Consider the following 17565-nt stretch of genomic DNA (forward strand, 5'->3'; position numbering starts at 1 on the left):
GAAGATGAAAGGTTCAATCAAAAAAGTAGGCTTGGCTCTTGGTTTAATGTTGATGACAGCGGGTGCGTATGGGCAGCAGTCATGTAATGCGAACATTACGGCGACAGCTCCGGATGCTGATTTTGAGGTGCATGGCGATGGCACGGTAACAGACACTGACACCGGTTTAATGTGGAGTGTGTGTTTGGCGGGTCAGACGCATATGTTGGGTGGTACTTGCGATGGAGCGGCGTTTGAGGAAAGTTGGGAGCAGGCTCACTTGACTGCCTCGGGAGAGAGTGTTGGAGGTTACTCAGACTGGCGCTTGCCGAATGTGAATGAGCTGGTGAGTATTTTAGAATTACAGTGCGAGGGCTCGGCTTTAAATGAGAACATCTTCCCGGGTGTTGCGGGTAACACAGTGCTGTGGACGAGCACGCCAACGACGCAAGATGGATTAGCGAATTCAGTTTTTATTGATGTGGGCGTGCCGGGGCCGGATGCGATGATGGCCATGTATCCGTTTTTATTAGTAAGGGAAAATTAACGGCAACGCGTTGACTCAGATCTCGCAATTCCGTACTATACGCGCCTTGCAGGATAGGTGTCCGAGTGGTTGAAGGAGCACGCCTGGAAAGTGTGTATACGGTAACCCCGTATCGAGGGTTCGAATCCCTCCCTATCCGCCAGATACAAAAGAACCGCCTAACAGGCGGTTTTTTTGTATCTACCCGCGCATAAGCCAAGCATATATCCCATCAGCTGCCTTCCGCCCCTGTGCAATGGCTGTTACCACCAAATCGGCACCGAGCACCATGTCGCCACCTGCAAATATCTTCTCGTTCGAGGTTTGCATGGGAAACGCACTACTTTCGGTAGCTGTAACTAAGGAATTCTTACCTAACTTAATACCTGCTTTATCTATCCATTCAGGAGGGTTGGCAAGATAACCAAATGCAAGAATAACTGCGTCGGCTTCAATAACAAACTCGGAGTTAGGGACCGCCTCTGGACGTTTACGACCATGCTCGTCGGGTTCACTAAGCTGTGTTTTTACGAACCTTACACCGCTTACCTCCCCGTTCTGTTCTAATACTTCTACAGGCTGCGCATTAAACTGAAAGTGCACTCCTTCCTCTTCAGCATTCTGTAGTTCTTTTTGCGAACCGGGCATATTCACTCTGTCGCGTCGATAGGCGCAGGTAACTTTTGAGGCTTGCTGACGTATTGCAGTTCTTACGCAATCCATAGAGGTGTCGCCACCTCCTAGAACGAGTACCTGTTTGTCGACCATATCTATGTACGGGTAGTCGGGCAGGGTGAGGTTCATTACCTTTGCTGTATTGCCAATTAAATAGGGTAATGCAGGGTAAACTCCTCTGGTTTCGATACCCGGTAAACCTCCATCGATGGCTTTATACGTGCCAAGGGCGAGAAATACCGCATCGTATTCAGCTTCTAGTTTCTCGAAGCTGGTGTCTTTACCCACTTCGCAGTTCAACTTAAATTCAATGCCCATGCTTTCAAATATTTCTCGCCGCTGGGTCATCACCGACTTTTCGAGTTTAAAACTAGGAATACCGAAAGTGAGTAGCCCGCCAATCTCTGGGTGTTTGTCGAATACTGTTGCGGAAATACCTTGTCGTGCTAGTACATCGGCGCAAGCCAAGCCGGCGGGACCCGCGCCAATGACTGCCACTCTAAAGTCGAGTTTTTCCACATGCGAAACGTCAGGTCGCCAACCTTGGGCTAATGCTGTGTCAGTAATGTACTTCTCTATTGCGCCAATGGTTACTGCACCGAAGCTATCATTAAGTGTACAGGCTCCCTCACAAAGACGGTCTTGCGGGCACACACGGCCACATACTTCCGGCAGGCTATTAGTTTGATGAGAGAGTTCTGCGGCCTCGATGACTCGCCCTTGAGCTGCAAGTTCTAGCCATTGAGGAATATAGTTATGTACCGGGCACTTCCACTCACAATAAGGGTTTCCGCAGTCGATACAGCGGTCAGCTTGTCCTGCAACCTGTTCTTGTTCTTGGGGGTGATAAATTTCCACAAACTCAATAGCGCGTTCGCTATATGAACGCTTCGGTGGCTCTGCTCTGCTTACATCTACAAATTGATATATGTTTTTATTCATTACGACACCTGTACCCTAATTTCTTCTGTTCCACGGGCTCTTCTTCCCAACACGTCATGGACATCGGTGTCTTTACCTTTTACCAGTTTGAAGTGTGCTAAATGGGTGTCGAAGTTGCGTAATATTTCATGGGTATGCGCACTCTCTGTGCTTTCATAGTGTTCGTGTAACAACCCGCGTAAATGCTCCTTCAAAACATTTAACGAAAGAGGTAACACCTCAACAAGTTCAGGGTTAATTTTCTTTGCGATGCTGTTTTGTGCGTCATGAACGATTGCAAGTCCACCAGTCATGCCGGCGCCAAAGTTAATTCCCGTAGGGCCAAGAATCACCACTATGCCCCCGGTCATATACTCGCAAGCATGATCGCCAACCCCTTCAATAACGGCTATTGCACCGCTATTACGCACTGCAAACCGCTCGCCCGCGTGTCCAGCTGCATACAGCCGGCCGCCAGTAGCACCATATAAACAGGTATTGCCCATGCTTACCGCGTGTTGTGAGGGCAGCTTTGAATCTCGTGCGGACTTAACGACAATACGACCACCTGCCATACCTTTGCCGACATAGTCGTTCGCGTCGCCTATTAATTTCAGGTGTAAGCCTGGAGCATTCCAAACACCAAAACTTTGTCCGGCGTTGCCTTTAAACTCTGCATGTATAGGGCTTCCTGTTAACCCTAAGCGCCCGTGCGTTTGGGCAATAAAGCCGGACAAAGAAGCTCCTACCGAACGGTCTTGGTTAGTAATCTTAAAGCTCAATTTTTGCGGAGCTTTTTGTTCTACCGCGGCTCGAAACTTACTTAATAAAGTTTGATTAAGCTGCCCTTTATCGTCTGGTGTATTGTTCTCGCTGCAAAATAGGGTTTTAGCAGATTTTACTTGTACAGAGTCGAGTATCGGCTGCACTTGAATTAAGCGTTGTCGGTCGGTCAGGTTTTCTGCAAGCTGCAGAAGGTCTATACGTCCAATAAGGTCGGTGAGCTTTTCAACGCCTAAAGCGGATAAGTAAGTACGTACTTCTTCACCAAGGAACTCAAAATAACGAGAAACCTTCTCGGGTAATCCCGTGTAGAACTCTTCGCGAAGTTGACGGTCTTGTGTAGCAATACCTGTTGCACAGTTGTTTAAGTGGCAAATTCTTAAGTATTTACAACCCAGTGCAACCATTGGCCCAGTGCCAAAGCCAAAGCTTTCAGCACCTAGAATAGCGGCCTTAATTACATCGAGGCCTGTCTTCAGGCCGCCGTCGACTTGCAGGCGTACTTTATGTCGTAAGTTATTACTTACTAAGGCCTCATGGACCTCTGCAAGACCTAGCTCCCACGGCGAGCCGGCATACTTAACTGACGTTAAAGGGCTGGCGCCGGTACCACCGTCGTAGCCAGAAACAGTAATTAAATCGGCATAGGCTTTAGCCACGCCAGTCGCAATAGTTCCAATACCTGGTTCAGAAACAAGTTTCACTGAAACAAGAGCATTAGGGTTCACTTGCTTTAGGTCGAAAATGAGCTGCGCTAAATCTTCGATGGAATAAATGTCGTGGTGCGGTGGTGGTGAAATTAGCGTTACGCCGGGAATCGAATGGCGTAATTTCGCAATTTCAGCGGTTACCTTTTCACCCGGAAGTTGCCCGCCTTCTCCTGGTTTTGCCCCTTGCGCAATTTTGATTTGCAGCACGTCAGCATTCACTAAATAGTGTGGGGTAACGCCAAATCGTCCTGATGCAATCTGCTTTATTCTAGAGTTGCGTAATGAATCAAAACGAGCGGGGTCTTCACCACCTTCCCCTGAATTCGAAAATGCGCCCAATGTATTCATACCTACAGCAATAGCTTCATGAGCTTCAGGGCTTAGTGCGCCAATCGACATCGCTGCGCTGTCAAATCTAGGGTATAGGTTTTCAACTGGCTCTGGTTCAACATCAGAAACGTCTTTTGGGTAATTTAAGGTCCAAAGATCTCTCAGCATAGAAACAGGCCGACTGTTTACTTGCTGGGTATATTCCTTATAGCTGTGTTTAGAGTTCTGATTAATCGCTTGTTGCAGTGTCATTACCACGCCTGGGTTATAAGCGTGATACTCACCGTCATAAACGAACTTCAAATAACCGCCATGGGGTAGCTTTAGGTTTGTGTTGCGAGCCTGTTGGCATAGTGCCAATGTGTCTTTTTCTATCTCTTCGAAAGGTAGTCCCTCTAGCCTTAAATGACAGCTCGGGAAGCATAGTTGATGAATGTCTTTAGAGACCCCGAGTAGCTCAAAGAGACCTGCACCACGATAACTCGCGACACATGAAATACCCATTTTAGAAAGAATCTTTAGAAGCCCTTTGTTAATGCCGTTTCTAAAGTTCTCAACTGCGTCTCTAGCGCGTAGAGGGATTTTTTCTTGACTGACTAGTTGCTCAATAACTTCATAGGCTAGGAATGGATACACAGCAGTTGCTCCAACACCTATAAGTACAGCGAAGTGGTGAGGGTCGCGAGCACTTGCTGTTTCAACAATAATGTTAGTGTCGCAACGCAAGTCGTTTTCTATGAGCGCTTGTTGCACTGCTCCAGTGGCAATAGCTGCTGGAATATAGGTTTGACCTGTCTCTAATTCTCGGTCGGAAAGAATAATAATGACAATATTTCGCTCTTTGCTCGCAGTTACTACCCGATTAGTAAGCTCTTGAACAGCTTCCTTCAGGGTTTGCTTTTTAGGGTCGTAGTTGAGTGAAAATGACTGCCACGCGTAATGCTCTGGCTCTAGTTCTTTAAGTTGTACTAAGTCTGTGTACATCAATACTGGTGACTCAAACAGCACTCGACGAGCATAGCCGGCAGTTTCATTAAAGATATTCTTTTCTCGACCAATACAGGTTGCCAAAGACATAACATGGCGCTCGCGAATAGGGTCGATTGGCGGGTTAGTTACCTGCGCGAATTGTTGCCTGAAGTAGTCATAAAATACTCGCGGCTTTTGTGATAGTGCTGCAATAGGCGTGTCATCACCCATAGAGCCAGTTGCTTCGTGGCCATCGTTGGCGAGTACAAAGAGTACCTGTTCTACTTCTTCACGGGTGTAAACAAATGCTTTTTGCAACACTTGCATGGTGGTGTCGTCGAATAATCGTTCACCAATTTTTTCCGCTTTTAATTCTGCGAATGGCGTAAGTCTTTGAATATGCTCATCCAACCAATCTTTATAGGGGTGGCGCGACATTAAGTCTTGGTCGACTGCTGCGGTATTCCATATTTTGCCGGTGTATGTGTCTACCGCAATCATTTCTCCCGGGCCTAACCGACCTTTTTGCACCACCTTTGACTCTTCGTAATCCCAAATACCCACTTCAGAGGCAATAGTGAGGATATGGTCTTCGGTTAATACATATCTTGCTGGTCTTAAGCCATTACGGTCGAGTGAGCAGGCGGCGTGACGGCCATTGCTCATAACTACACCGGCGGGACCGTCCCATGGCTCCATGTGCATAGAGTTAAACTCGTAAAACGCACGTAACTCCTCCGGCATGGTTGGGTTACCTTGCCAAGCAGGCGGAACCAGCATGCGCATAGCTCTAAACAAGTCCATGCCTCCCGCAAGCAAAAGTTCGAGCATATTGTCGAGAGAGGCACTGTCAGAGCCACGCTCTTGTACAAATGGTGCAGCGTCGTGAAGGTCTGGAAGTAATGGCGAATGGAATTTATATGCACGAGCTTTTGCCCAAGCTCTATTTCCCGCAACAGTATTTATCTCACCATTATGAGCAAGAAAACGGAAAGGTTGGGCGAGTGGCCAACGTGGTTTGGTATTGGTTGAAAAGCGCTGGTGAAACACACAAATTGAGGTTTCTAGTCGGTCATCGCTTAAGTCTAAAAAAAACGTACCGAGGTCTTTAGGTTGCATAAGACCTTTGTACACAACAACCAGGCAAGACAAAGAGCATATATAAAAGTCTGGGTCGTTATCTAATTGTTTTTCAATACGTCGTTTCGCCATGAAAAGGCGTCTTTCCACATCTTTCTTGCGCCAGCCGGGTTGTGCACTAATAAATATTTGCTGGATGTCAGGGCAGGTGTCTAGTGCAAGTTCACCCAGTACTTCTTTTTCTGTGGGTACTAATCGCCAGCCGTGAATGGTAAACATCTCTCGTTGTAGTTCTGTTTCTACAACCTTTTTCGCGTATTCACTTTTTTGCTTATCTTGGCTCAGAAAAATTTGGCCAACAGCGAACTTCTTGCCTAAATTCCATCCCTGTTGCTCTGCAATTGCTTGAAAAAAAGACTCTGGAATTTGTAGTAATAGGCCACATCCGTCACCGGTTTTACCGTCCGCATTCACTGCGCCCCTATGCGCCATTCGTGATACCGCGGTAATGGATTTACTTACAATGTCATGGCTGCGTACGCCTTCTGTATGCGCAATCAAACCAAAGCCACAGTTGTCTTTGGCATCATTCGCTTGCGTATCAGCTGAGTACAACGACATAAAATCACCTTTTTAATGCATAGGTATTCAGGTTATCAGTATCTGCTTAAAATTGTAATTAGCCCTGTGAATGGTCACAATTTCTTCAAAAGAAGAACAATTTTCTTTGTAGGAAATCTCTTAAAATGAAAACCATGGTTTGAAACCTGAACTTTCTTATCTATACATTAAAGCTCGCTTCAACACATGGACGTTTAAATAACTTAAGGAAAAGTGGAGCAGAACGGTCGAGCTGGCAAGGATGCTAGGATGTCTCAGAAAAGTGGAATAGGTGGCTTTGGCCACCTATTTTTTTGCTTAGGGAATAAAACCGCACTGCAAACAAAAATAGACTTGATAACCATTCTCATTAAGGTCTATAATTTACACATCTACTTAGTGAGGTGTAAATGTACGTTTGTCTGTGTAAAGGTGTAACCGATGGGGATATTAAAACAGCCGTAAAAGGTGGCTGTAGAGATATGCGCACCTTGAAAAGAACAACAGGGCTAGCTACTCAGTGCGGCAAATGCAGTTGTCACGCTCGCGAAGTCCTGCATGAACAAATACAAACTCACGCAAATCCTGTGGAAATCCATTCAGACTCCCATCTTGAGGTAGAGGTCTGCTACACTTAATTTAAGTCATCTAAATTAAGGTGTAGTTTATGAAAGGTCAGCCTCAAGTTTTGGCCGTGCTCAATACGGTTCTTACCAGAAAACTTACGGCAATTAATCAGTATTTCTTGCATGCACGGATGTATCGAAATTTAGGTTTCGAGCCTCTGAATAAAGTGATCTATAAGGCTTCCATTAAAGAAATGGTTCATGCCGACGAAATTATCGAGCGCATTTTATTGTTGGAAGGATTACCTAATCTGCAAGAGCTTGGAAAGCTATATATTGGTGAGCGTCCAGAGGAAATGCTGAAACTTGACCATAAGGTTCAGGCGCAAGACATCGACGTTATTAAGCAAGCTATTGAACAATGCGAACAGGCTGAAGACTTTGTTTCGAGGGAACTGTTGGCAGGGATTTTAGAGCAGCAGGAAGAGCATTGGGACTGGCTTGAAACGCAGTTAGATGTGATCGGCAAAATTGGAATTCAGCGATATCTTCAAACACAAATCGACGAGGAAGCGTAATGTCTAAAGTTATTGATGCACTCAACAAGTTATTGCGGTGGGAGCTCACCTCTATTGACCAATACACGCGCAATGCGTCGATATACGAAGATTGGGGCTTCACAAAGTTACATGAACGTATAGCCCACGAGGCTGACGATGAGCGTGGTCACGCGAAAATGTTGATCGACAGAATTCTTTTACTTGGAGGAAAGCCTGACTTAGAAACTCGTCATCCACTGCCGCCAAGTACCGATGTACCAACAATGCTAAAAGGCGATTTGGATCTCGAATTGCAGAACGCAAAGGATCTGAAAGCGTCCATTTTGCTTTGTGAGTCGGAGAAAGACTTTGTAAGTCGCTCTATTCTAGTCAGTATTTTAAAAGACACGGAAGAAGACCATGCATATTGGTTACGCCAACAGATAGGGCTAATCGAGATAATTGGGCTGGAAAATTACCTACAATCGCAAATGTAGAATATCCGAGCAAATTGAGGCGCTCATATGGGCGCCTTTTTTATTTCTACCTAATTATTATTTTCTCTAGCATCATTATAATGGCTTAAACTATGCGTAATAAGCACAAGAAGGGGTAAGTTTATGTCTTCTCAAAGAAATCTGAAAGTTGGTATAAATGGGTTTGGCAGAATTGGTCGATTAGCTTTTCGTGCTGCATTTGACCGAGCCGACTTCAATATTGTACATGTGAATGATCCCGGTGCAGACGCCACAATGCTCGCGCATCTGCTAGAGTTCGATTCGTCTCATGGTCGTTGGCACAAATCTATCCAGGTTGACCAAGAAGGGTTTACGGTTGAAGGTCAGAGTATTCGCTGCACCAGCGAGCGCGATATTTTAAATACTGACTGGTCTGATTGTGACATTGTTATTGAGGCGTCGGGAAAAAATAAAACCGTAGAAGCTTTAGAGCCCTACTTTGATCAGGGCGTTGATCATGTTGTTGTCAGTGCGCCGGTGAAGTCTAAGCAGGTTCCGAATGTAGTTGTGGGAGTCAACGACGAGGAGTTTGACCCGTTGGAGCATTCAATAGTGAGCGCTGCGTCTTGCACCACAAACTGTCTTGCGCCGGTGGTCAAAGTCATACAGGAAGGGTTAGGTATTAAGCATGCGTCTATGACCACAATACATGCGTTAACCAATACGCAATCTATTCTAGACGCGCCTCATAAAGATATGCGACGTGCTCGCGCATGTGGTGACTCACTTATTCCTACTACGACCGGCTCGGCGAAAGCCATCACTACCATATTTCCGGAGCTAGAGGGCCGTATAAATGGCCATGCGGTTCGTGTACCTATTTCATGTCCTTCATTAACAGACGTTGTGTTCGAAGTGTCTCGTGAAACAGACACCAAAGAGGTTAACCGGTTGCTGAAAAGCGCGGCGGAAGGCGAGCTAGAGGGTATTCTTGGTTTTGAAGAGAAGCCTTTGGTGTCCATTGATTATAAAAGCGATCCTCGCTCCTCAATTGTTGATGCTCTTTCGACCATGGTTATTAACGGAACCCAAGTAAAAATTTATGCTTGGTATGACAATGAATTTGGATACGCTAACCGTACCGTAGATCTGGTTGAGCGAATCGTGCAGAGCAAGAAGCAAAGAAGCTAGTGAATGAATAATAAATTAAGACGCGATGGAAAGTCGGTGCGTTTGTTACACAGTTTTCAACTTCCATGTTTCGCGCAAGACGTACTCTATATTCGTGATGAAGCCGAATTAAAAACATTAGCGTGGCGCGACGACTTCCTTTTTCTTGGGGAGGGTACAAACACGCTTTTTGTTGATGACTTTGGTGGAACGGTAGTGGTGAACGCACTGAAAGGTGTGAACATTGAAGAAGATGAAGAAAGCTGGAGTGTTAGTGTAGGTGCGGGTGAAAACTGGCACGAGCTAGTTTTAAACTTGCTCGACAAAGCCATATTTGGTCTTGAGAACTTAGTACTTATTCCTGGTAGCGTTGGTGCTTCGCCTGTTCAAAATATTGGCGCATATGGTGTAGAAGTTGGGACCTTTATCGATTCAGTTGAAGTTTGGGACTTTGAGCAACAAGCTTTTAGAACTTTAAACCAGCAAGCGTGTGAATTTGCCTACAGAGACAGTGTTTTCAAACGCGAAAGCTCACGAAAGCTATTCATTACACGAGTAAACTTTTCCTTTCCGAAAGCTTGGGAACCTGTTTTAACTTACGGACCATTAGCAGATCTTGGTAGCAACGCTACGGCCAAAGCAATTGCAGACAAAGTCATAGAAGTGAGACAAAGCAAGCTTCCTGACCCAGCTGTGTTGCCCAATGCGGGCTCTTTTTTTAAGAACCCCGTGGTTAGCGCGCATGATGCAGAGCAACTCAAAGCAAAATATGCCGATTTACCGGTGTATGAAACCTCGCAACCAGAGAAAGTTAAATTAGCAGCGGGTTGGCTTATTGAGGCGTGTGGTTTGAAAGGGTTCTGCTTAAAAGGTGCGTGTGTTCATGATAAGCAAGCGTTGGTGCTTGTGAATAAAGGAGAAGCAGAAGCGAAGCACGTTCTTGCCCTAGCGAAAGCGGTACAAACCCAGGTGTTGGAAAAGTTTGGTGTGAATATTAGCCCAGAGGTCCGCCTCATCGGTGCGCAAGGCGAGCGAGGACTGTATGAGTGACCTAGACACTCAACTTATAGAGTTATTAGCGGACGGCCACTTTCACTCCGGTGAGCAATTAGGCGAAGCTTTGGGTGTTAGCCGCATGGCGGTGAATAAACGTATTGATAAATTAACCGCATTGGGGTTAGACGTTTTTCGCGTAAGTGGCAAAGGCTATAGGTTGGCTCATCAGCTCGACTTACTCGACCACCAACTTATCGAACAAGAACTTGAAGACCCTAATGTCCCCATTTTTGCGAAACATATTACGGGTTCTACCAACGACGATCTCCGCGGGCTGATGGAGACTCAAGAGCTAGCGCCCGGTACTGCCGTCATTGCTGAAATGCAGACAGCAGGGCGAGGCAGAAGAGGCAAAACTTGGGTATCTCCATTTGGTAGTAACTTGTATGTCTCTATTTATTGGCCGTTACGTCATGGGCTCAATGCTGCGGTAGGTATGAGTGTTGTGGTGGGTCATGCTATTGCTAAAGCACTTTCTCCCTTTATCGAAGGAAAAGTGGCGGTTAAATGGCCGAACGACATATATATAGACAATCAAAAGGTGATTGGTATTTTAGTGGAGCTTGAGGGCCAAGTTAGTGGCGAAGGAAGCGCTATAGTAGGTGTGGGTGCAAACTTGAAAATGGATAGTAACTTCCAAGGCATCGACCAGCCTTTCACATCGTTGAATCAACACGCGATAAAACCTCTTTCTCGAAACGAGTGGTCGGTTTTAATTATTCAAGCTATTAGAGCAGGCCTCGAAGCACACGACAATGTAGGTTTATCTGAAGCACTCGAGGATTGGCCGCGTTACGACCTATACTATGATAAGCCAGTAAAAATATTGTTGGGTCAGCATCAATACTTGGGTGTAGGCAAAGGTATAGACGAAACTGGCGCGTTTTTAGTGCAACAAGAAGACGGGTTAAAACGTTACTTTGGCGGAGAGATCAGTGTTAGAGCACAGAACTGACGTGGTTTTAGTAGAAGCGGGCAATACGTCTTGGAAGGTTGCCACATGTACTGGTGCCGACGAGCTACAGTTGCAACTTCGAACTAGCAATATTGTAGAGCTGAGAGACTGGCTAAGCGGCCAAACTATTAAAACAGTAGTCTTAGCCAGTGTCGGAGCAGAGCAAGAAGCGGTTACTTTAATTTCGGAGTTGCAAGATCTTGGTTTTGAAGTTTACCGTGTACAAACAGGGGAGATAGACGGATTTAGCCACTGTTACAAAGACATAAGCCACCTTGGCGTTGACCGTTGGTTAACCATGGTTGCTGTGAAAGATGTTGGAAAACCGAGTTTAATTATAGATATAGGTACGGCATTTACGGCCGACTGGTTGTCTGCAACTGGCGAACACTTAGGTGGCTGGATAGCTCCAGGCTTTGCGCTTATGCAAGAGTCTTTAGTGCGCAGAAGTGCTCGGTTAAGAGTACAAGATGCAGTCCCCGAGGGCATTATTGGACAGGGCACGGAAAGTGCTATAGCAACGGGGTGTGCCGCAGCTCTCGATGGTTTAGTGAACTATGCCATTGAGTATGCAGACGAAACCTTTGCAACAAAGGAATATGATATATATCTCACCGGAGGCGGCGTTCGCCACCTCAAACAAGAACGTTCTAGGAACTTCCTTGTGCGTCCCCACTTAGTTTTGGAAGGGTTGGCGATTTGGGTCAATGAAAACCTTTAGAAATATTCCACTTTGCCGATAAATAAGCACGTTCATAGGTAAGTATTGAGAGTTTTTATGTCGAAAAGTATTGTGAGTTTGAAAAGTGTTTACATTGTTCTCGCCGCGATAGTTATTTCGATGCCCGCATGGACTAGCTTCAGTGCCTCTGCACGACAGTTTAGTGTTCCACAAGCTGTACAGCTGTATTCAGACGACGAGCTTGTTGAACTTATTCGCGCAAACCGTCATTTACAGCGTGTGCAAGACATCGATAATTGCCAACTGTACCAAGACATTAGAGCTCAAGCTGAAGTAGAACGCCGACCGGCATATCAATTCCTTTATGGAGATATGCTGGCTTATGGTGTTTGTTATGAACGCGACGTAGAGCTTGGTGTGGAGTACATGAACCATGCTGCTCGCCAAGGCTTGCCGGAAGCATTAGAACAACTAGGACGCTACTATCATATTGGTCAATTAGTTCAGCCAGACATGCGCCGAGCTATTCTTCATCTTCGAGAAGCGTCGAGCTTGGGCAATCTACCTGCGCAGAAGCGTTTTGCACAAATCCTATTAAGTGGGGAAGGTAGCGCCTTGGATATGGAAGCTGCTTATCATTACTTGCACAACGCGGTTACTGGAGATGAACAAGAACATCGTCAAATTCAGCGCATTCTTATGGCATTAGCCGACAAGTTGCCACCGCGTATTGTAGAACGAGCGAAGCTGCCTTTAGATGCTTAAGCGTGTTTATATTTTTGCGAAATAAACAACGCGACACCACCAAGAATAACGATAGAGCTAAGTACAAATCTGAGGGTAAAAGGCTCTTGTAACAGAAGAACGCCTCCAGCTGCGGCTAAAACAGGAACTGTAAGTTGCAACACTGCCGCTTGTGAACTTTTCAAATAGGGCAGAACGGCATACCAAACTGCATAACCAGCGCCCGAGGTTACAGCTCCTGAAAGTAAAGCATACACAAAACCCTCTCGGTCTATTGAAACGCCATTCATTACAAATAAACTTAAAAGCACTGCTAACGGTGCTGCCAATATAAAGTTGCCCGCTGTCGTCTGTAGCGGGCTGTTCCCTGTACCCGAACGAAGTGAATAAATACCCCAGGAAACACCCGCTAAAGCCATGAGCGATGCACCAGAGAGTGAAGGGGCATGAATACCCGGAGACATAAGCGCTATAAGTCCGAAAAACGCAAGTAGACCGCCTATGATCTGCAATAGATACAGTTTCTCACCACGATAAAGCCCAACCGCAATCATCGTTACCTGAACTGTGCCAAATAGAATGAGCGCACCAATGCCTGTGTCTAGTGAAACATAGGCAAAGGAAAAGCCAGCGGCGTACGCAAAAAGCGCCAGGGCCGATATGAAATTTCCTTTTGTTTTGGGGTGCCCTTGTTTGATTAATAACAATAGCCAGAGTGTCACGGCGCCAGAAATCAGTCTCAAGCTTGTAAAGCTAGCAGGATCGATATTGGTTTCTTGTAAAGCTAACCTACACAGGATGGAATTACCTGCGAAAGCTAAGAGTGCAAGAGCGGTGAAGATAATCGTTTTATTCATACATTAAGTTCAAATTAGAGTGTTAACCTAAAGCCGAAAACGGGAAGTGACTCTTGTTTAAAATCAAGATCTGTTGACCGCTGAAAACCAATGTTTTCATATAAGTGCCACGCAACTTGCATTGCGCGGGTGCTGTGAATGACAACTTGCTTGCGCCCCATGTTCTTCGCTCTCTGAATACATGCCTCAGTGAGTGCTTTGCCCAAGCCTAGACCTCTCGCTGTTGGAGAAACCGCTAAAAGGCGAAAGCCAGCTGCGTCTTTTTCTTGAGTGGCCGTGCCACCGGAGCCATAGTGCTTCATATCAGAGAAAAATACGACAGCCCCAAGAATTGAGTTGTCATGAGTTTTTGCAATAAGGATATCGATTGTTGGCTCTTCGGTAAGGTCTCCGACATTTCGTAACATCGCATAGTACTTGGGCTGCTCATCAGGTGAAGGGAACCCATCCAGTGCGGAATAAACTTGAACCAACAGCTCTCCAACGGCATCAAAATGCTCGTTTTTTGCCGTTTCAATAACATAGCTCTGCGCTTCAGGCCTATTCATTTAAACTCACTTCATCGACACATCAGAAGCGTTAAACATACGCATAATTGCTTTCATTGAAAACCCGATCTTGGAAAAGGTTATTCTCATTGTTCGGCTTCTACACTAAAAACTTTTCACACTCGAAGATTCAAATTCAGTGTTACAGAGCTAGTTTTTAACGTGTTACACGGCTACTGTTGAGGCAGATGTATTTTAAATAGTGGCCGCATTAAAGGAGAGGATAATGAGCAATCACCATAAAATAAACTACATAGAAATGCCCTCGAAAGATTTAGAGGCAACCAAGGCGTTTTTTACGAAAGTATTTTCTTGGGGATTCGTGGATTATGGACCTGAATACTCTTCAATCACTAATGCAGGCATTGATGGCGGATTCTTTACCTCAAAGCTTGCCATAGATACGCAGGCTGGCAGTGCACTTGTCGTGCTATACAGCGAGTCATTAGAATTAACTCAGCAGCAAGTCGTTGATGCAGGTGGCGAAATTATTCAAGATATTTTTGAATTTCCGGGCGGTCGACGGTTTCATTTTAAAGACCCCAATAGCAATGAATTTGCGGTATGGTCGGATAAATAAGGCTTTCTAAAATGACAAATACATTAGACCCCACAGAGCTTGCACGAGGGTGGATTCAAGCTTGGATTGATTTTGACATGCATTGGCTACGAGAGTACTTAGCAGAGGACTTTGAGCATTCCAGTCCTTTCGGGAGCCTAGTGGGTACGGAGCACTATTTAAGTATTGTGGAACCCATGGCTAAGAAAAGTGTTCAGAAGCTTGTGATTAAGCGAGTACTGGCTGAAGACGAGCAAGCGGTTATTTGGTTTGAGAATGAAACCGCAGCGGGTGCTGTACCTTCATGTGACTGGTTACGAATAAAAGGTGGTAAGATTGCATCTATTCAATCGTTTTACGATACGGTAAAAGTGCGAAGTGCTCTTAGTGAAGAGGAGCAATCCGCACTCAACGATGATTGAATTGTAAAGTCGATACTCAAGACAGGCGAGCTTTGAAGTCTTGGTAGGTGAATTGTCTCTTTAACTCGAAGTTACCATCGGCTTTCAGAATTCCGATAGACGGATGCTCTACGCCGTTAAAAAAGCTCGTTTTCACCATGGTGTAATGCATCATGTCTTGGAAGAGTAAACGGTCACCAATCTCTATTTCATGAGAAAAGCTATATGCTGGTATCACGTCGCCCGCAAGGCATGAGTTTCCGCCAATACGGTAAGTGAACGGCTTTTCTCCGGCTTCGCCGCCATTTTCCCCTTTAAACGTAAGTACGGGGCGATAAGGCATTTCCAATACATCTGGCATGTGCGCCGTTACTGAAATGTCTAAAATGAGTACCTTCCCTTGGTTCTCAACGATATCGACTACTTCACACACTAAAGGACCTGTTTGCCAAGCTACCGCAGAGCCAGGCTCTAGAATGACATGAACGCCGTACTTTTCTTTGAGTCGTTTCAGTTGAGTAATTAAATGCTCAACGTCGTACCCTTTGCGAGTCATTAAGTGTCCGCCGCCCAAGTTAATCCACTTGAGTTGTGGTAAGTATTTCTCGAAGTTTTTCTCTACAGCGGCTAGAGTTCTCTCCAGTGCAAAAGAGTTACACTCGCATAAGTTGTGGACATGAAAGCCTTCCACTTTTGAGAGGTCAACACCTTCAAGTTGCTCTGCTCTAATGCCTAAACGAGAGCCAGGCGCGGAGGGGTCATAAAGTTCGGTTTCAGCTTCTTGTTGCTCTGGGTTAATGCGAATGCCCACAGAAACATCTGCCGCTACAGCCTCATCTTGGTAACGCTCAAGCTGAGTAATGCTGTTAAACGAGATGTGATTACACAGCTCTAGCAAGCGACCCATTTCACTAGCCTTATACGCTGGTGAATATGCGTGAACTTCCTTACCGAAGGTATCTGCTGCTAGCTCAGCTTCCCATACCGAACTGGCTGTACAACCTGCTAAATATTGGCGCACCGTAGAGAAACTAGACCACATCGAAAACCCTTTCAGTGCCAAAATAATTTCGGCACCGCTTTCTTGTTGCACTCTTTGCATAAGCTCAAGATTGCGAATTAGCTTCGCTTCTTCCAGCACGTAGCAAGGTGACGGAATCACTGGCGACAATAGGGTTGCTTCGTTATGGTCCATTTAAGTCTCTCTATTTGCGTTCGGTATGGGTATTTACTACTTAAAATCAGCGTTTAAACGGGCTTTCGATATCTTCCACAACTTGCCATGGAAGACCATATTTATTTAAACGTTCCATCATTGGATCTGGGTCGAATTGTTCCATGTTGTGAACACCTGGTTTCATCCAAATGTTTTGCAACATAAGCGACGCACCAATCATGGCCGGTACCCCAGTAGTGTAAGACACTGCTTGTGCGCCCACTTCTTCGTTACATACTGCATGGTCACAGTTGTTATAGATAAAGATAGTTTTCTCTTTACCATCTTTTACACCGGTAACGTAGGTTCCAATACAGGTCTTGCCTTCGTAGCCTTCGGCTAGTGAACCTGGGTTAGGTAATACCGCTTTTAAAAATTCTAGAGGCGCTATTTTTTGTCCATTGAAGTCAATTGGCTCAATAGAGGTCATGCCAATGCCCTCAAGAACACGCAAATGGTTCAAATAGGCGTCGCCAAAGGTCATCCAAAAACGCGCACGCTTAATGGTTGGGAAGTGCTTTACGAGCGACTCTAACTCTTCATGGAAAAGTAGGTATGAAGCACGAACACCCACACCTGGGTAATCTAGGTCTTCACGGACACTGATTGGATCAGTTTCATGCCATTCGCCGTTTTCCCAGAATTTACCGCGCTGGGTAATTTCACGAATATTAATTTCTGGGTTGAAGTTGGTTGCAAAAGCTTGGCCGTGATCTCCGCCGTTACAGTCAACAATGTCCAAATAATGAATTTCGTCGAAGTAATGCTTTGCTGCGTAAGCGGTATACACGTTGGTTACGCCCGGATCGAAGCCAGAGCCTAATAGTGCCATTAAGCCAGCTTCTTTAAATTTGTCGTGGTACGCCCATTGCCAAGAGTATTCAAACTTAGCGACATCTTTAGGCTCATAGTTTGCCGTGTCTAAGTAGTGAACTCCGGTTTCAAGGCATGCGTCCATGATAGGCAAGTCTTGGTATGGAAGTGCTAGATTGATTACCAAGTCAGGCTTCACTTTATTAATGAGCTCTACAAGTTCCGGTACGTTGTCTGCGTCAACAGCGTATACGCCGACTACGCGGTCTGCACCGACTTCTTTTTGTAGTTGTTCGCACTTAGAAACAGTGCGAGAAGCTAAATGAATTTCGTCAAAATATTCAGGTAAACTTGCGCACTTCTTTACGGTTACCGAGCCAACTCCACCGGCACCAATAATTAATACTCTAGACATTCTTTAAACCTCT

The 17565-nt window shown here is 45.5% G+C and carries 17 protein-coding genes and 1 tRNA gene; 12 read left to right on the plus strand and 6 right to left on the minus strand.

Going from position 1 to position 17565, the window contains the following annotated elements; all coding sequences use genetic code 11:
- Window positions 1-4: 4 nt before the first annotated feature.
- Entirely contained in the window at window positions 5-526 is a 522-nt protein-coding gene (locus EYQ95_RS00100; protein ID WP_111914800.1) for a DUF1566 domain-containing protein, read from the plus strand.
- Window positions 527-577: 51 nt separating this feature from the next.
- Window positions 578-668, plus strand: a tRNA-Ser gene (locus tag EYQ95_RS00105).
- A gap of 38 nt (window positions 669-706) precedes the next feature.
- On the opposite strand, the gene EYQ95_RS00110 is transcribed toward EYQ95_RS00105, so the two are convergent.
- Window positions 707-2122, minus strand: a complete 1416-nt coding sequence (locus EYQ95_RS00110; RefSeq protein WP_111914799.1) for an FAD-dependent oxidoreductase — start codon at window positions 2120-2122, stop codon at window positions 707-709.
- On the minus strand, window positions 2122-6594 hold the full coding sequence (gene gltB, locus EYQ95_RS00115) for a glutamate synthase large subunit (RefSeq protein ID WP_111914798.1): 4473 nt from the start codon (window positions 6592-6594) through the stop codon (window positions 2122-2124). The genes EYQ95_RS00110 and gltB overlap by 1 nt, the downstream gene beginning before the upstream one ends.
- A 389-nt stretch (window positions 6595-6983) precedes the next feature.
- On the opposite strand from gltB, the gene EYQ95_RS27125 reads away from it, so the two are divergent.
- The 8 genes from EYQ95_RS27125 to EYQ95_RS00155 all read left to right on the plus strand — a co-directional run bounded on the left by EYQ95_RS27125 (window position 6984) and on the right by EYQ95_RS00155 (window position 12764).
- Entirely contained in the window at window positions 6984-7211 is a 228-nt protein-coding gene (locus tag EYQ95_RS27125; protein ID WP_111914797.1) for a bacterioferritin-associated ferredoxin, read from the plus strand.
- Window positions 7212-7240: 29 nt separating this feature from the next.
- Entirely contained in the window at window positions 7241-7717 is a 477-nt protein-coding gene (gene bfr, locus EYQ95_RS00125; RefSeq protein WP_111914796.1) for a bacterioferritin, read from the plus strand.
- Entirely contained in the window at window positions 7717-8175 is a 459-nt protein-coding gene (bfr, locus tag EYQ95_RS00130) for a bacterioferritin (RefSeq protein WP_111914795.1), read from the plus strand. The genes bfr (EYQ95_RS00125) and bfr (EYQ95_RS00130) overlap by 1 nt, the downstream gene beginning before the upstream one ends.
- Window positions 8176-8298: 123 nt before the next feature.
- Complete coding sequence (locus EYQ95_RS00135; protein WP_111914794.1) at window positions 8299-9327, plus strand: ArsJ-associated glyceraldehyde-3-phosphate dehydrogenase; 1029 nt, start codon at window positions 8299-8301, stop codon at window positions 9325-9327.
- Between the two features lie 3 nt (window positions 9328-9330).
- Window positions 9331-10356, plus strand: a complete 1026-nt coding sequence (murB, locus tag EYQ95_RS00140) for a UDP-N-acetylmuramate dehydrogenase (protein WP_111914793.1) — start codon at window positions 9331-9333, stop codon at window positions 10354-10356.
- Complete coding sequence (birA, locus tag EYQ95_RS00145) at window positions 10349-11317, plus strand: bifunctional biotin--[acetyl-CoA-carboxylase] ligase/biotin operon repressor BirA (RefSeq protein ID WP_111914792.1); 969 nt, start codon at window positions 10349-10351, stop codon at window positions 11315-11317. The genes murB and birA overlap by 8 nt, the downstream gene beginning before the upstream one ends.
- Window position 11318: 1 nt before the next feature.
- The gene (locus EYQ95_RS00150) at window positions 11319-12038 is read left to right on the plus strand and encodes a type III pantothenate kinase (RefSeq protein ID WP_165924678.1); all 720 of its coding nucleotides are present in this window, start codon (window positions 11319-11321) and stop codon (window positions 12036-12038) included.
- Between the two features lie 57 nt (window positions 12039-12095).
- Complete coding sequence (locus EYQ95_RS00155; RefSeq protein ID WP_165831942.1) at window positions 12096-12764, plus strand: tetratricopeptide repeat protein; 669 nt, start codon at window positions 12096-12098, stop codon at window positions 12762-12764.
- On the opposite strand, the gene EYQ95_RS00160 is transcribed toward EYQ95_RS00155, so the two are convergent.
- Both EYQ95_RS00160 and EYQ95_RS00165 read right to left on the minus strand, forming a co-directional pair.
- Window positions 12761-13600, minus strand: a complete 840-nt coding sequence (locus EYQ95_RS00160; RefSeq protein ID WP_111914790.1) for a DMT family transporter — start codon at window positions 13598-13600, stop codon at window positions 12761-12763. The two genes, EYQ95_RS00155 and EYQ95_RS00160, sit on opposite strands and share 4 nt — an antisense overlap.
- A 14-nt stretch (window positions 13601-13614) precedes the next feature.
- On the minus strand, window positions 13615-14148 hold the full coding sequence (locus EYQ95_RS00165; protein WP_111914789.1) for a GNAT family N-acetyltransferase: 534 nt from the start codon (window positions 14146-14148) through the stop codon (window positions 13615-13617).
- A 226-nt stretch (window positions 14149-14374) separates the two neighbouring features.
- Between EYQ95_RS00165 and EYQ95_RS00170 the strand changes: the two genes are divergently transcribed.
- Both EYQ95_RS00170 and EYQ95_RS00175 read left to right on the plus strand, forming a co-directional pair.
- A complete protein-coding gene (locus EYQ95_RS00170; RefSeq protein ID WP_111914788.1) occupies window positions 14375-14728 on the plus strand; it encodes a VOC family protein in 354 nt (117 codons plus the stop codon).
- Between the two features lie 11 nt (window positions 14729-14739).
- Window positions 14740-15129, plus strand: a complete 390-nt coding sequence (locus tag EYQ95_RS00175) for a nuclear transport factor 2 family protein (protein WP_111914787.1) — start codon at window positions 14740-14742, stop codon at window positions 15127-15129.
- A 16-nt stretch (window positions 15130-15145) separates the two neighbouring features.
- On the opposite strand, the gene nspC is transcribed toward EYQ95_RS00175, so the two are convergent.
- Both nspC and EYQ95_RS00185 read right to left on the minus strand, forming a co-directional pair.
- Window positions 15146-16303: a carboxynorspermidine decarboxylase gene (gene nspC / locus EYQ95_RS00180; protein ID WP_111914786.1), complete on the minus strand. Its 1158-nt coding sequence runs from the start codon at window positions 16301-16303 to the stop codon at window positions 15146-15148.
- Window positions 16304-16349: 46 nt separating this feature from the next.
- Entirely contained in the window at window positions 16350-17552 is a 1203-nt protein-coding gene (locus EYQ95_RS00185; protein WP_111914785.1) for a saccharopine dehydrogenase family protein, read from the minus strand.
- Between the last annotated feature and the right edge of the window lie 13 nt (window positions 17553-17565).

The organism is Lysobacter sp. N42 (assembly GCF_004344885.1).

Bases quoted from the DNA above. Each gene is read 5' to 3' on its own strand.
- EYQ95_RS00100 (WP_111914800.1), top strand. From the start codon at position 5: ATGAAAGGTTCAATCAAAAAAGTAGGCTTGGCTCTTGGTTTAATGTTG.
- EYQ95_RS00110 (WP_111914799.1), bottom strand. From the start codon at position 2,122: ATGAATAAAAACATATATCAATTTGTAGATGTAAGCAGAGCAGAGCCA.
- gltB (WP_111914798.1), bottom strand. From the start codon at position 6,594: ATGTCGTTGTACTCAGCTGATACGCAAGCGAATGATGCCAAAGACAAC.
- EYQ95_RS27125 (WP_111914797.1), top strand. From the start codon at position 6,984: ATGTACGTTTGTCTGTGTAAAGGTGTAACCGATGGGGATATTAAAACA.
- bfr (WP_111914796.1), top strand. From the start codon at position 7,241: ATGAAAGGTCAGCCTCAAGTTTTGGCCGTGCTCAATACGGTTCTTACC.
- bfr (WP_111914795.1), top strand. From the start codon at position 7,717: ATGTCTAAAGTTATTGATGCACTCAACAAGTTATTGCGGTGGGAGCTC.
- EYQ95_RS00135 (WP_111914794.1), top strand. From the start codon at position 8,299: ATGTCTTCTCAAAGAAATCTGAAAGTTGGTATAAATGGGTTTGGCAGA.
- murB (WP_111914793.1), top strand. From the start codon at position 9,331: ATGAATAATAAATTAAGACGCGATGGAAAGTCGGTGCGTTTGTTACAC.
- birA (WP_111914792.1), top strand. From the start codon at position 10,349: ATGAGTGACCTAGACACTCAACTTATAGAGTTATTAGCGGACGGCCAC.
- EYQ95_RS00155 (WP_165831942.1), top strand. From the start codon at position 12,096: ATGTCGAAAAGTATTGTGAGTTTGAAAAGTGTTTACATTGTTCTCGCC.
- EYQ95_RS00160 (WP_111914790.1), bottom strand. From the start codon at position 13,600: ATGAATAAAACGATTATCTTCACCGCTCTTGCACTCTTAGCTTTCGCA.
- EYQ95_RS00165 (WP_111914789.1), bottom strand. From the start codon at position 14,148: ATGAATAGGCCTGAAGCGCAGAGCTATGTTATTGAAACGGCAAAAAAC.
- EYQ95_RS00170 (WP_111914788.1), top strand. From the start codon at position 14,375: ATGAGCAATCACCATAAAATAAACTACATAGAAATGCCCTCGAAAGAT.
- EYQ95_RS00175 (WP_111914787.1), top strand. From the start codon at position 14,740: ATGACAAATACATTAGACCCCACAGAGCTTGCACGAGGGTGGATTCAA.
- nspC (WP_111914786.1), bottom strand. From the start codon at position 16,303: ATGGACCATAACGAAGCAACCCTATTGTCGCCAGTGATTCCGTCACCT.
- EYQ95_RS00185 (WP_111914785.1), bottom strand. From the start codon at position 17,552: ATGTCTAGAGTATTAATTATTGGTGCCGGTGGAGTTGGCTCGGTAACC.